The following is a 14499-nucleotide window of genomic DNA, read 5'->3' on the forward strand; positions in this document are numbered from 1 at the left end:
ACAGGCCATTCCCCTCCCCCACGCTTCGCGTGGGGGAGGGTTGGGGTGGGGGCCTTGCCGCTCATTCCCACCGCCAATGCTCCGCCCAATAGGGGGAGGGGTCCTGGTGGCCGGTGGGCTGCACCCCTTTCAGGGCCTTGGGCAGGATGAAGGAATCCGACTTGAAGAACAGCGGCAGGGCGGGCAGGTCGGCGGCGTAGAGCGCCTGGATGTCGCGCCAGATCGCCTTGCGCCTGTCCTTGTCCAGTTCCACCTCGACGGAATCGATCAGCCGGTCCATGGCGGGGCTGGCGTAGCCGGTGTAGTTCTGGCCCGACCAGTTGTTGGCCGCGTTGGGCACCATGGACGAATGCAGGGTGGAGCGCGGCACGTTCTCCGGCGCCGAGTACCAGGCGAACAGGGCCATGTGGGGGAACTTGCGCCGGGTCACCGTGTCGCCGAACATCACGCGCGGCGGCTCGGTCTTCAGGCGCAGTTCGACGCCGATCTTTTTCCACTGGGCCTGCATCACCTGGGCGACCAGCTCGCGCGAGCGATTGCCGGCGGTGGTGACCAGTTCCAGGGACAGGCGTTCCCCCCTGTCATTGGCGCGGATGCCGCCCGGCCCCGGCTTCCAGCCCGCCTCGTCGAGCAACTGGCCGGCCCGGACCGGATCGAAGGCGGCCTTGGGCAAATCGGCGGCGAACACCCAGTCCAGCGGCGGCACCAGGGATTCGGCGACGGTCTGGCGGCCCTCGAACAGCTGGCGCGAGATGGTCTCGCGGTCGAGGCCCAGCAGCAGGGCGCGGCGCACCTTCGGCTCGGACAGGATGGGCGAGGACAGGTTGAGGTCCAGGTGCTCGTAGGTCAGGCTGGGCTTGGCGATGACGGTGAAGCGGGTGCCGTGGCGCTTCTCGAAGGCCAGGGCTTGCTCCAGGGGCAGGCCAAGCTCGCCGGCGATCATGTCGATGCCGCCCGACAGCAGGTTGGCCTCCAGCGAGGCGGTGTTCTCGATGGCCTTGATGACGATGCGCTTGAAGGCCGGTCTGACCCCGCCCCAATGGGCGTTGGGTTCCAGCACCACATGGCTGCCCTGAACCACAGCGGTGATGCGGTAGGGGCCGTTGTAGAGGCCGGGATTGGTGGAATCCTGGTCGTAGGCGGTGCGGTTGCGGTACTCGGCCGGCGCGCTTTCGAAGCGCGGGCGCTCGATGTGGGCGGGCAGCAGGCGCAAATCATTGACGGCGTTGTAGTCGAAGGTCAGCTTGTCGACATGCAGGGTGAAGGTCCGCGCATCCCTGACCTCCACCCGGGTGATGCGGCGGAACAATTCGGCCGCCGCCACCCCCGACTGGGGATGGCGTCCCACCTTCCAGCTGAACACCACGTCGTCGGTGGTGACCGGCGTGCCGTCGGCCCACCGGGCGTCGGCGCGCAGCGTATAGGTGGCGGCGATGCCCTTCTTGCCGCCTTCCAGGGGCTCGACCCGGGCCAGCCCGTTTTCGATGGTCGGAAGCCGCTCGCACAGCAGGCAGGTCAGCTGCCACGCGGCATCGTAGGCGGTGATCGGCCGGTGGGCGAAGGCCAGGACATAGGTCTTGGCCAGCATGGATTCGATGGACGGGTTCAGCGTCGCCGGGAACTGGGTGATGCCGATGGCCAGCTCGTCCTTGGCGAGGGCGGGGCCGGCGAGGGCGGCGGAGAGGGCGAGGGCGGTGAGATATCTGCGCATGTCGATAGAATCAAAGCCCCGCCCCCGGCTGTCAAGCCGGGGGCGGGGCTTTACGCGATTCCCTACTGGGCCGGGCTCGGAATCACGGTCTGGCGCATGGGGCAATCGGCGGGCAGCTTGCTCACGTCGATCTTGCCGTCCGGGCCGATGGCCGCCGCCATCATGCCGCGGCCCAGTCCGGGGCCGCCGCCCCACATGCCGCGCCCGTAGCCGGGGCCTTGGCCGGGGGTAAACGTGCCGTCCTTCTGCGCCTTGAGCATCTGCTCGTGACGCCAGCCGGGACCCCAGGTCTGCGGAGTCGTGGACTGGTCGGCCGCCTGGGCGGCGTACGAGGCGACGAAGGCGATGGCGGCAAGGGCTGCGAGGGTCTTGAGGATGGTCTTCATGATAGCCTCCTGTCACTCTTCCCCGCTCATGGTTGTATTAGATCATATGAAGGTAACGGGGGGATGTCCGGTGGAGGGGTAGGGGGTAACAGAGTGTAACGCTTGCCTCCGCCCCTGCTTCGGGCATGATTGAGCAGTTCCAGACCAGGGGGGCGGGCATGACCGACGAAACCACCAGTACCGAGGCGCGGGCCGAAGGCCACATGCAGTGGAAATTCTTCCGGGCGGGGGGCTTCGACCAGGTACGGCTCGATTCCGGCCGGGCGCTGATGAGCCTGGGCGCCCTGGACCAGAAGCTGTGGGCGGCGCTCTCCTGCCCGACACGGGGTATCGAGCTGGATCAGCGCACGCTCGACATCATCGACGCGGACAAGGATGGCCGCATCCGGGCCGGCGAGGTGATCGCCGCGGTGGAATGGGCCGGCCACCTGCTGAAGCAGCCGGACCTGCTGTTGCGGCGCGAGGATGCGTTGCCGCTGGACGCCATCGACGATTCCACCCCCGAGGGCCGCGCCGTACTGGCGGCGGCCAAGCGCATCCTGGCGAAAAGCGGCAAGGCGGGCGCCGGCACCATCACCCTGGCCGAGGTGGCCGGCGTGCAGGAGGTGTTCGCCGCCAACGACTTCAACGGTGACGGCATTGTGCCGGCCGAGATCGTCGATGATCCCGGCCTGCGCTCGGTAATCGAGGATATCATCGCCTGCCTGGGCGGCGAGACCGACCGGGGCGGCCTGCCCGGCGTCAACATGGACAAGGTGAAGGCTTTCTTCGAGGCCGCCGGGGCTTATGCCGCCTGGGCCGCCAAGGCCGAGAGCGATCCCGGTCTCAACCCGGTGGCCGGCGAATCGGAAAAGGCCGCCGAGGCGGCGGCGGCGGTGGCCGCCAAGCTGGACGACTGGTTCACCCGCTGCGCCCTGGCCGCCTTCGACGCCCGCGCCGCCGGGCCGCTCAACCGCTCGGAGGAGGATTGGGCCGGGCTGGCCGGCGGCATGCTGTCGCCGGAATCCGCGGAACTGGCCGTCTTTCCCCTGGCCGGGGTGGTCGCCGGGGCCGACCTGCCGCTGGGAACCGGGCTCAATCCCGCCTGGGCGGTCGCCATGGAGCGCTTCAAGACCGAGGTGGTGGCGCCGCTGCTGGGCGAGCGCCAGACCCTGTCCGCCGAGGATTGGGCCGGCATCAAGGCGCGCTTCGCGGCCCGCGCCGCCTGGGCGAAGGACAGGCCCGAGGGGCCGGTGGGGGCGTTGGGCACCGAGCGCATCAACGAGATCCTCGCCATGGAGGCCCAGGCCGCCATCGAGGGACTGATCAATCAGGATCTGGCGCTGGAGGCCGAGGCCCAGGCCATCGATTCGGTGGACAAGCTGCTGCGCTGCTGCCGCGATCTGGCGGTGCTGCTCAACAATTTCGTCGCCTTCCGCGACTTCTATACCAGGAAGCACAAGGCGGTGTTCCAGGCCGGCACCCTGTTCATCGACGGCCGCTCCTGCGATCTGTGCGTCAGGGTGGAGGACCCGGCCAAGCACGCGGTGATCGCCACGCTCAGCCGCATCTATCTGGTTTATTGCGAATGCCGCCGCCGGGGCGTCGAGGACAGCGAGAAGATGTACATCGCCGCCGCCATCACCGACGGCGATTCCGACCAGCTGATGGTCGGGCGCAACGGCGTGTTCTACGACCGCAAGGGCGTGGACTGGGATGCCACCATCGTCCACATCGTCGATCACCCCATCAGCATCCGCCAATCGTTCTGGGCGCCCTACAAGAAGGTGGGAAAGATGATTGCCCAGATGGTGGAAAAGGCCGCCGCCGCGCGGGCCAAGGCCACCGACGACCGGGTGACCGCCGCCGCCGTGTCGCCCAAGCTTCCCCTGCCGGGCATGGCGCCCGCCGCGCCGCCGCCGCCACCGGCCGCCGCTCCGGCTGCTTCCGCCGCTCCGGCCCAGCCGCCGGCTCCCTTCGACGCCGGGCGCTTCGCCGGCATCTTCGCCGCCCTGGGCCTGGCCATCGGCGCCATCGGCACCGCTCTGGCCTCGGTGGTCACCGGCTTCCTGGCCCTGCCGTGGTGGCAGATCCCCCTGGCCCTGGTCGGCGCCATGCTGGCGGTGTCGGGGCCCAGCATGATCATCGCCTCGTTCAAGCTGCACCAGCGCCACCTGGGGCCGATTCTCGACGCCAACGGCTGGGCGGTGAACACCCATGCCCGCATCAACATCCCGTTCGGCACGGCGCTGACCCATCTGGCCCGGCTGCCCGACGGCGCCCAGCGCTCCATGAAGGACCCCTATGCCCAGAAGGAGCCGCCGTGGCGGTCGGCGGTGTTCGCGGCATTGGTGGTGGGCGCGGTGGCGCTGGCCTGGAAGCTGGGCTGGATCGCCAGGCTGACGGCGATGCTGTTCGGGTAGAAGGCGGAGCGCGGGCGGTACGCCCGCGCTCCGAATTACTCGGCCGCGCCGTCCTTGAGGCGCTCGATCTTCGCGCCGCAGGCGGCCAGCTTTTCCTCGACCCGCTCGTAACCGCGGTCCAGGTGGTAGACGCGGTTGACGATGGTCTCGCCCTCGGCGGCCAGGGCGGCCAGGACCAGCGACACCGAGGCGCGCAGGTCGGTGGCCATCACCTGGGCGCCCGACAGCTTGGGAGCGCCGCGCACGATGGCCGACGAGCCGTGGACGTTGATGCGCGCCCCCATGCGGGTCATCTCGGGAACGTGCATGAAGCGGTTCTCGAAGATAGTCTCGGTGATCATCGAGGCGCCCCTGGCGGTGGACATCAGGGCCATCAGCTGGGCCTGCATGTCGGTGGGGAAGCCGGGATAGGGCTCGGTCATGATGTCGACGCCGGTGATCTCGCCCTTGTCGGCGGAGACCCGCATGCCGCGCGGTGTCTCCTCCACATGGACGCCGCATTCCATCAGCACCTTGTTGACCGATTCCATCAGGTCGAAACGGGCGCCCACCAGTTCGATGTCGCCCCTTGTGATGGCGGCGGCCACGGCGTAGGTGCCGGTCTCGATACGGTCGGGCACCACCGAGTATTCGGCGCCGTGCAGGCGGGGGACGCCCTGGACCTTCAGCGTGCCGGTGCCGATGCCCTCGATCCTGGCCCCCATGGCCACCAGGCATTCGGCCAGGTCGGTGATCTCGGGCTCGCGCGCCGCGTTGGCGATCACCGTCTCGCCCTCGGCCAGGGTGGCGGCCATCAGGACGTTCTCGGTGCCGCCCACGGTGATCTGCGGGAAGATGATGTGGGCGCCCTTGAGGCGGCCTTCGACCGAGGCGATGATATAGCCGCCGTCCAGCTCGATCCGGGCGCCCATCTGCTCCAGCGCCTTCAGATGCAGGTCCACCGGCCGGGTACCGATGGCGCAGCCGCCGGGAAGCGACACGCGGGCCTCGCCGCAGCGGGCCAGCAACGGCCCCAGCACCAGCACCGAGGCGCGCATCTTGCGCACCAGGTCGTAGGGTGCCGTGGTGTTGCCGATGGCGGCGGCGGTCAGTTCCAGAACCCGTCCGGTATGCCCGCCATTGGCGGCATGGCCGTTCAGCGCCATGGTCACCCCGTGCTGGGCCAGCAGATTGGCCATGGTGGTGATGTCCACCAGATGGGGCAGGTTGGACAGCGCCAGGGTTTCCTCGGTCAGCAGGCAGGCCGGCATCAGGGCCAGGGCGGCATTCTTGGCGCCGCCGATGGTGATGGTGCCCTTGAGCGGCGTCCCGCCGACGATGCGGATCCTGTCCATGCTTGGTCCTCGAGGCGAAGGGGAATCAGAGGCGTCCTTTAGCGCCCCCCCTTGCCAAGGTCAAGGTCCGCGACTAAAACCGCTTCCATGATTCTGACCCCCATCGACCATACCGGCTTCGCCGGGCTGAAGAGCGGCTTCGAAGAGGCCTTGGCCATCGATCCGCTGGCCCTCGCGGTCTTCAAGCGCGTCACCGCCCTGGTGCCCGACGACGACCTGTTGACGCTGTCCACCGAGCCTGAGCATCAGAAGGGCGCGGTGGAACTGTGCCGGCGCTTCGGCTTCAAGATTCTCGAGATGAGCCCTCAGCAGCATTTCACCTGGGACGGCGAGGCGGTGGCGGTTCACCTGGAGCCCAGCGTGCTGATCCACGAGGTGGCCCATTACCAGCTGTCCTCGCCCGAGCGCCGTCCGGTGCTGGATTTCGGCCTGGGCGCCGGGCCGGAGACCGGGCGCAAGGCCGAGGCCGACGCGGTGCAGTCGCTGTTCCTGCCCGAGCGCGACGTGGAGGAGGGGCTGTGCTCCCTGCTCGGCATCCTGTGGGAGGCCGAACTGGGCCAACCCGCCGTGCTGGCCTTTCTCGAGCAGAACTGGCTGGAAGGCGGCAGCAATCTCCAGAACGTCGCCCATTTCCGCAAGGTGGTGCGCTGGCTCTCCGAGATGGGGCTGATCGACGACACGGGCGCCCCCACCATGGGCCTGCGCCAGGAAGGCGACGACACCTTCTTCACCCGCTGGTACGCGGATTGCTGATTATCCCTTCCGCCTGATCTCATAGGCCTGCAGATGGGCCAGGGCGGTGGCGAGCAGCGGCGCCGCCACCCCCGCCGCCCGGGCGCGGCGGACCATGTCGCCGACGATGTGCTCGCCCTCGGTGGGGCCGCCGCCCTCCAGGTCGCGCATCATGGAGGCGGTCATGGCCGAGCCCTTCTGGGTCAGAAAGCCCAGCGCCAGATCGCGGGCCTCGGGGCGCGGCCCATGCCCGGCATGGGCGGCCACCCGGGCGCATTCCTCGAAGGCCTGGCGCATCAGCGTCTCGCCATCGCCGGTGGCCATGATGGTGCCGATATTGGCCCGCATCAGACAGGTCATGGCGGCCATGGGGGCCAGCAGCACGTACTTCTCCCAGGCCTCCTGCATGACCTCGGCGGAATGGCGGGTCTCGCACCTGGCGCCGGAAAAGGCCCTGGCCAGCGCCTCGGTCCTGGGCGAGGTGCCGCCCGAGCGCTCGCCGAAGGTGATGCGGTGAATGGTGTTCATGTGCAGGATCTGCCCCTCCGGCCCCAGGGTGGAGAAGATATGGCACAGCCCGCCGATCACCCGCCCCGCCCCGAAGGCTTCATCCAGCGGGCCGTAATGGGCCAGCCCGTTGAGGATGGGCACCACCATGGAATCGGGGCCTACCGCCGGGGCGATGGCCTTGATGGACTCCTCCAGGTCATAGGCCTTGCACGACAGCAGCACCGCGTCCCAATGGCCCGACAGGGTATCGGCGGTGACGGTCCTGACCTTCAGCTTGGCGTCGCCGTGGGGACTTTCGATTGACAGGCCGCCGGCGGCCAGCAGCGCGGCGCGCCGGGGCCGCACCAGGAAGGTCACGTCCGCGCCGGCCTCGGCCAGCCGCCCGCCGAAATACCCGCCGGTCGCCCCGGCCCCCAGAACCAGAATCCGCATCGCTCTTCTCCGGTATGACCACTTGGGCGAGGCTAGCGGAGAGGCGACGGCGGCGGCAAGGGGAAAGGGGCGTGGTCTGGATGAGTTCGATTCAGGTGGGGGGTCATGACCAAAAAACGGCAGAAACGGGGTCAGTCAGTAAAGTGGGGGCAGAGTCCATCGTGACGCCATACGGTAGTGGAAAACGCATGAGGTCGCTCCACGTTGCTTGGTGCCTACGGAGCCATGGCAACAGACTATATCGCCCATCCACCGCGACCGGATCGGCGTCAACGCCGGGCGGAGCAACGAAAAAGCCCCTCCCGTTTCCGGAAGGGGCCTTCTCAACCGCCATCCCCCGATGAAATCAAAGGGGGACCGGGGCAAAAGCCCCGGATGGGTTTGGGCGATAGCCCGATCAGTCCCGGTGCGGCGGACTACTCCGCCGCCGCCTTGTCCCCCGCCGGCGGCGGGGTGACGTCGGGCAGGCCGGCGAAGCGGCGCAGCATGGCGAAGCGGCGGCGCAGCTGGCTTTCGGCGCTTTCGACCAGCTTGCGGTACCGCTCGGGGTCGGCGCGTTCCACCATCTGGAAGCGGGCTTCGCCCTTCATGAAGTCGTAGAGCTTGCCGTTGGGCTCCTTGCTGTCGAGGGTGAGCGGGCTTTCGCCGCTGCCCATCTTGCGCGGGTCCCAGCGGTAGAGCGGCCAGTAGCCGGCTTCCACAGCCATCTTCTGCTGGTCCAGTCCGTGGGCCAGGTCGTAGCCGTGGGCGATGCAGTGGGAGTAGGCGACGATCAGCGACACGCCGGGATAGCTGACGGCGTCCTGGAAGGCGCGCATGGTCTGCACGTCCTTGGAGCCGAAGGCCACGTTGGCGACGTAGACGTCCTCGTAGGCCATGGCCATCATGCCCAGGTCCTTCTTGGGCAGGGTCTTGCCGGCGATGGCGAACTTGGCCGAGGCGCCGATGGGGGTGGCCTTGGATTGCTGGCCGCCGGTGTTGGAATAGACCTCGGTGTCCATGACCAGGATGTTGACGTTCTTGCCCGAGGCGAAGACGTGGTCGAGGCCGCCATAGCCGATGTCGTAGGCCCAGCCGTCGCCACCGACGATCCACACCACCTTTTCCACCAGGTAATCGGCCACCTGCTCCAGCTGGCGGGCTTCCGCCGTCTTGAGGCCGGCGAGAACCTTGCGCAGGTCGAGGATGCGGGTGCGCTGGACGGCGATCTCCACCTCGGTGCCCTGCGGCGCGTGGGCGATCTCGTTGGCGAGCTTCTCCGGCACCTGGCCGGTGGCGGTCAGGGCGGCGAGGAGCAGCTTGGCGTGGTTCCTGTGCTGGTCCACCGCCAGACGGAAGCCGAAGCCGAATTCGGCGTTGTCCTCGAACAGCGAGTTGGCCCAGGCCGGGCCGCGGCCGTCGGCGTTCTGGGTGTAGGGGGTGGTGGGCAGGTTGCCGCCGTAGATGGACGAGCAGCCGGTGGCGTTGGCGATCATCAGGCGGTCGCCCCACAGCTGGGTCATCAGCTTGATATAAGGAGTCTCGCCGCAGCCCAGGCAGGCGCCGGAGAATTCGAAGAGGGGCTGCAGCAGCTGGGCGGTCTTCACCGTCGGCGTGCCCAGCTTCTCCTTGTTCACTTCCGGCAGGTCGACGAAGAACGCCCAGTTGGTCTTCTCGGTCTCCAGGATAGGGTCCTTGGGCTCCATGCGCAGCGCGATGCGGTTGGGGTCCTTCTTGTCCTTGCCGGGGCAGACCTTGACGCACAGCGTGCAGCCGGTGCAGTCCTCGGGCGCTACCTGGATGATGTAGGCGTCACCCTTGAACTCGTTGCCGCGGTAATCCATGCGCTTGAACGCGGCGGGGGCGCCCTCCATGTCGGCGGGCGAGGCCACCTTGGCGCGGATGGCGGCGTGCGGGCAGACCAGGGCGCACTTGTTGCACTGGATGCACGGACCCTCGTCCCACACCGGGATTTCGGCGGCGATATTGCGGCGCTCGAAGCGCGCCGTGCCGGTGGGCCACACGCCGTCCACCGGGAAGGCGGAGACGGGCAGCTTGTCGCCGTGATTGGCCAGCATCAGGGCCGAGACGCGCTTGACGAAATCAGGCGAATCCTCGGGTACGATGGGCGGCAGCGAGCGGTTGGAGGTGGCCTCGGCGGGGATGCTCACCTCGTGCATGTGGTGCAGGGTCTCGTCCACCGCCTCGAAGTTCTTGGCCACCAGCTTTTCCGACTTGCGGCCGTAGGTCTTCTCGATGGCCTTCTTGATGTGGCCGATGGCCTCGTCCCGGGGCAGCACGCCCGACAGCGCGAAGAAGCAGGTCTGCATGATGGTGTTGATGCGGTTGCCCATGCCGGTGGCCAGGGCCACCTTGCGGGCGTCGATCACATGGACCTTGAGCTGCTTGTCGATGATCTCCTGCTGCACCTCGCGCGGCAGGTGGTTCCACACCTCGTCGGCGGGGTGGGGCGAGTTGAGCAGGAAGGTGGCGCCCTTGGCGGCGTAGCGCAGCACCTCGTACTTGTCCAGGAAGACGAAGTGATGGCAGGCGACGAAATCGGCTTCATCCAGCAGATAGGCCGACTGGATGGGCTCGGGCGAGAAGCGCAGGTGCGAGATGGTGATGGCGCCCGACTTCTTCGAGTCGTAGACGAAGTAGCCCTGGCCCTCGAAGCCGGCGTTCTCGGCGATGATCTTGATGGAGTTCTTGTTGGCGCCCACCGTGCCGTCGGCGCCCAGGCCGAAGAACACGGCGCGCTTGACCTTGGGCTGGTCCAGCTTGAACGACGCGTCGGGCTCCAGCGACAGGTGGGTGACGTCGTCGGTGATGCCCACGGTGAAGTGGCGCTTCGGTTTGGCCTTGGCAAGCTCGTCGAACACCGCCTTGGCCATGCCGGGGGTGAATTCCTTCGACGCCAGGCCGTAGCGCCCGCCGATCACCACCGGGTCGGCGGCGGTGGCGCGGTTGCCCGACGCCTTGGCCTCGGCCAGACCGGCCAGCACGTCCAGGTACAGCGGCTCGCCGATGGCGCCCGGCTCCTTGCAGCGGTCCAGCACGGCGATGGCGCGCACGCTGGTCGGCAGGGCCGAGACGAAGGCGTCGATGGAGAACGGGCGGTAGAGGCGGACCTTCAGCACGCCCACCTTCTCGCCCTTGGCGGTCAGGGCGGTAACCGTCTCGTGCACCGTCTCGGCGCCCGAGCCCATGATGATCACCACGCGCTCGGCCTGCGGGTGGCCGCAATAGTCGAACAGCTTGTAGGCGCGGCCCGTCAGCTTGGCGTAGCGGTCCATCTCCTGCTGCACGATGCCCGGGCAGGACTCGTACCAGGGATTGCGGGCCTCCTGCATCTGGAAGAAGGTGTCGGGGTTCTGCGCCGTGCCGCGCAGGGACGGGTGGTCGGGCGACAGGGCGCGGGCGCGGTGGGCGGCGATGGAATCGGCGTCCAGCAGGGCCAGCAGGTCCTCGTCGTTCAGCTCCTCGATCTTGGTGACCTCGTGCGAGGTGCGGAAGCCGTCGAAGAAGTGCAGGAACGGCACCCGGGCCTTCAGCGTCGCGGCATGGGCGATGGCGGCCATGTCGTGGGCTTCCTGGCCCGAGCCCGAGGCCAGCAGGCCGAAGCCGGTCTGGCGGCAGGCCATCACGTCGGAATGGTCGCCGAAGATGGACAGGCCGTGGGTGGCCACGGTGCGCGCCGTGACGTGCATGCAGAAGCTGGTCAGCTCGCCGGCGATCTTGTACATGTTGGGAATCATCAGCAGCAGGCCCTGGCTGGCCGTGAAGGTGGTCGCCAGGGAGCCGGCCTGCAGCGCGCCGTGCACCGCGCCGGCGGCGCCGCCCTCGTGCTGCATCTCGGCCACGTCGGGGATCACGCCCCAGATGTTCCGGCGCCCTTCCGAGGCCCATTGGTCGGCCAGCTCGCCCATGGTGGAAGACGGCGTGATCGGATAGATCGCCGCCACCTCGCTGACCCGGTAAGCCACCGAGGCGCACGCCTCGTTGCCATCGACCGTGATCAATGCCCTGTCTGCCATGTCTTTCCCACTCTCTAAGTTTATTGATGCCCGTTCTGGGCCTTGGAAAACGGGCACGAATCGGCGTCGCGCCCCGTTTCCGGAAGGCCCGGAAGAATAGACGGCGGTTTTGCGGGACCGCAAGTCCCTTACGAATCGCCGCCTCAAAAAGTAATAAAATTATGAGGGGATTCTCCGGGGCTTCCGGTGGCCGTCGCGCGGTGCTAGAAGGTGGGCATCCGTTATCTTGTAAAGAGGGCCCTATGCCCGGGAACCCGTCGCCGCCCTGGCACGTCCTGACCGACACCGACATGGTGGAGGCCCTGATGGACGTCATTCCCCATCCCATCTTCTTCAAGGACCGCGAGGGGCGCTATCTCGGCTGCAACAGCCATTTCTGCCAGATGCTGGGCTACGGCCACGACGAGGTGGTGGGCAAGACCGTATTCGAGGTCGCGCCGTCCAACCTGGCCCAGGTCTATCACGAGGCCGACATCCGGCTGATGGAGGCGGGCGGCACCCAGTGCTATGCCTCTTCGGTGAAGTACGGCGACGGCCTGACCCGGCGCGGCGTATTCTTCAAGTCGGTGTTTCACGACAAGGACGGGGCGGCGGCCGGCCTGGTCGGCATGTTCTATCCGATGGAGTTCATGCTCCACGTCATCGACATGTGACCGTCACGCCGCGCAGGGCGTCGCCTGCCGCCGGCGCAGCAATTCGACGCTGGCCAGCGACCAGATGGGGCTTCCCTGGACCTTGCGGTCGGCGACGATGCGCTCGACCAGGGGCAGCGGAACATTGCGTATCCATTCCTCAAGCACGGCGGCGTCTCCTTTTGCTGCGGTGCACAATGACTGTATCGCCCATGGCCGGCCCGAATTCCACGCCCGCGAACGCAGGGGCGCCATGCCGGGAACGCAATGGTCATACCAGCGCTTGGTCCTGCCGGGGCTCGGCCATACGTATGTTCCGAAATGCGGTTGCATCTTGGGGCGGTCGGCGTGCATAATACCGGATGCGGACCCGGACCTCCTTGAGGCCGGGTATTTTTTTGCCCGGGGAGTTCTGCAATGGCCGAGAACAACAACTCCAATCCTCCCAACGACCAGAATGCCAACGATCAGCATGACGGCGCGGAGGAGAACGCACAGCAGTCGCTCGACGACCTGACGGTGCTGCAGAACGTCCAGAACCAGAACATGGGGGATGCGCGCCTCAACGTGGCGCGCTCCGTCGATGTCAGCGACACCCAGTTGGGCAACCTCGCCAACGTGCAGCAGGGTTCGACCGGCAATCCGCAGGTGCAGAACCTGGGCGGTATCGCCGGCGGGGCCAACATCTCCATCGACGTGGCCATCGAGAGCGCCAAGGACAACACCGTGGCGCCGCCCGAGCTGGAAAGCCTGACGGACGACGTGCGGGACGAGGCGGCGGCCATCGTGGTGAATCCCGGCGGCGCCAAGCCGCTCAACGTCAAGGAACTCCCCGACCTGGCGAAGCCCGACGCCGAATTCCAGGAGCAGGACGCGGCCCTCGGCCAGCCGATCACCCTGGCTCCTCCCGGCGGGTTCGTGGCCAACGCCCTGTTGCAGGAAGGCGTCCCCGAGGCTCCGGCCGCCGAGGAAGAAGCCGAGGAAGAGGCCGAGCCCGAGATCGTGGCCGCCGTCAACCAGGCGCCGACGGTCAGCCCCGAGAACCTGGAAACCACCGATGACGACACTTCCGTCGAAGGCAATGTCGGGGCCGTCGACCCCGATGGTGACGCCCTGACCTATTCGCTGGTCGGCGCCGGGGCGGATGGCCGCCTGGATACCGGCTATGGCTATGTGACCATCGATGCCTCGGGGCGCTACACCTTCACCCCCGATGACCGTGCCGACGCCATCGCCGCCGGCGACGAGCGCCAGCTGAGCTTCACCGTCAACGTCTCCGACGGCACCAACGTCACCACCGCCCAGGTCGGCATCGACCTGAACGGCTCCAACGATCTGGCGACCATCAGCGGCGATCTCGCCGACGTGACGGGCGCGGTCGTGGAGGATGGCGGCCTGACGGCGTCCGGCAAGCTGAGCGTGTCCGACGACGATACCGGCGAGGCGCATGTCCAGGCGTTCAGCGAGACCACGGACGAGGGTACCTTCACCATCAACGAGAATGGTGAGTGGAACTTCGCGCTGAACAACGGCAACGCGGATATCCAGGGCCTGGCCGAGGGCGAGACCCTGACCAAGACCTTCACGGTGACCTCGGCGGACGGTACCGACACCCAGGAGGTGACGGTCACTATCGCCGGCACCAATGACGGCCCGACCGTTTCGGCCGGTGACGATATCGTCATCGACGAGGACTCGACCTTCAGCGGAACGGCGGTTGGCGGCGATATCGACGTCGGCGACAGGCTGACCTACGCGCTGGTCGATGAGGATGGCAACCGGGTGACCAGCCTGGACACCGATTACGGCACCGTCACCATTGATGCGGAGACCGGCCAATACACCTTCACCCCCAGTGAAGCGGCAGGTGAACTTGGTGTCGGCGAGAGCGCCCCGGACTCCTTCAAGGTGGTGTCCATCGACAACAATGGCGCGGTGAGCGCGGTGGATTCCGTCCAGGTGACCATCACCGGTTCCAATGACGGCCCGTTCGTCAGCGACACGGTGACCCTGGCCGGCGCTGTCGAAGACACCTCGTTCACCATCACGCGGGAACAGTTGCTGTCCAAGGCCTATGACGTGGACGGCGGGGATCTGGAGATCTCCAACCTGTCGGCCTCCAACGGCACCATCACCGCCAACGACGACGGCAGCTACACCTTCACGCCGGGCGAGAATTTCAACGGCAACGTCGATCTCAGCTACACCATCAGCGACGGCCAGGGCGGCACCACCGCCGGCTCGGCCAGCTTCGACGTGGCGGCGGTCAATGACGGCCCGACCACCAGCGAGGTGAGCCTGGCCTCCGGCACCGAGGACCGTTCGTTCACCATCACCGCCGAAC

10 protein-coding genes are annotated in these 14499 nt (G+C 67.6%); 4 read left to right on the forward strand and 6 right to left on the reverse strand.

Annotation, left to right across the window (positions count from 1 at the left end; all coding sequences use genetic code 11):
- Nucleotides 1-61 precede the first annotated feature (61 nt).
- A complete protein-coding gene (locus tag H261_RS20900; RefSeq protein ID WP_008621648.1) occupies nt 62-1711 on the reverse strand; it encodes a peptide ABC transporter substrate-binding protein in 1650 nt (549 codons plus the stop codon).
- A gap of 62 nt (nt 1712-1773) precedes the next feature.
- Complete coding sequence (locus tag H261_RS20905) at nt 1774-2097, reverse strand: hypothetical protein (RefSeq protein WP_008621650.1); 324 nt, start codon at nt 2095-2097, stop codon at nt 1774-1776.
- Between the two features lie 158 nt (nt 2098-2255).
- On the opposite strand from H261_RS20905, the gene H261_RS20910 reads away from it, so the two are divergent.
- Nucleotides 2256-4499 (forward strand): hypothetical protein, encoded by a 2244-nt coding sequence (locus H261_RS20910; protein ID WP_008621665.1) that lies wholly within the window; start codon nt 2256-2258, stop codon nt 4497-4499.
- A 35-nt stretch (nt 4500-4534) separates the two neighbouring features.
- On the opposite strand, the gene murA is transcribed toward H261_RS20910, so the two are convergent.
- Nucleotides 4535-5833 (reverse strand): UDP-N-acetylglucosamine 1-carboxyvinyltransferase, encoded by a 1299-nt coding sequence (gene murA / locus H261_RS20915; RefSeq protein WP_008621666.1) that lies wholly within the window; start codon nt 5831-5833, stop codon nt 4535-4537.
- 87 nt (nt 5834-5920) lie between these two features.
- On the opposite strand from murA, the gene H261_RS20920 reads away from it, so the two are divergent.
- A complete protein-coding gene (locus H261_RS20920) occupies nt 5921-6586 on the forward strand; it encodes a hypothetical protein (protein WP_008621667.1) in 666 nt (221 codons plus the stop codon).
- On the opposite strand, the gene panE is transcribed toward H261_RS20920, so the two are convergent.
- Nucleotides 6587-7507 (reverse strand): 2-dehydropantoate 2-reductase, encoded by a 921-nt coding sequence (panE, locus tag H261_RS20925; protein WP_008621668.1) that lies wholly within the window; start codon nt 7505-7507, stop codon nt 6587-6589.
- Nucleotides 7508-7923: 416 nt separating this feature from the next.
- Nucleotides 7924-11523, reverse strand: coding sequence for a pyruvate:ferredoxin (flavodoxin) oxidoreductase (nifJ, locus tag H261_RS20930; RefSeq protein WP_040477096.1), 3600 nt, complete (start codon nt 11521-11523; stop codon nt 7924-7926).
- A gap of 242 nt (nt 11524-11765) precedes the next feature.
- Here nifJ and H261_RS20935 point away from each other — a divergent pair, with 242 nt between their 5' ends.
- A complete protein-coding gene (locus H261_RS20935; protein ID WP_008621670.1) occupies nt 11766-12176 on the forward strand; it encodes a PAS domain-containing protein in 411 nt (136 codons plus the stop codon).
- Between the two features lie 3 nt (nt 12177-12179).
- Here H261_RS20935 and H261_RS25550 read toward each other — a convergent pair whose 3' ends face one another.
- Nucleotides 12180-12323 carry a hypothetical protein gene (locus tag H261_RS25550; protein ID WP_008621671.1) on the reverse strand — a complete coding sequence of 48 codons (144 nt, stop codon included), beginning with the start codon at nt 12321-12323 and terminating at the stop codon, nt 12180-12182.
- A gap of 249 nt (nt 12324-12572) precedes the next feature.
- Between H261_RS25550 and H261_RS20940 the strand changes: the two genes are divergently transcribed.
- A partial coding sequence (locus tag H261_RS20940) for a VCBS domain-containing protein (RefSeq protein WP_008621672.1) occupies nt 12573-14499 on the forward strand: 1927 nt, incomplete at its 3' end.

It is taken from the genome of Paramagnetospirillum caucaseum, from assembly GCF_000342045.1.
Lineage (GTDB): Bacteria > Pseudomonadota > Alphaproteobacteria > Rhodospirillales > Magnetospirillaceae > Phaeospirillum > Phaeospirillum caucaseum.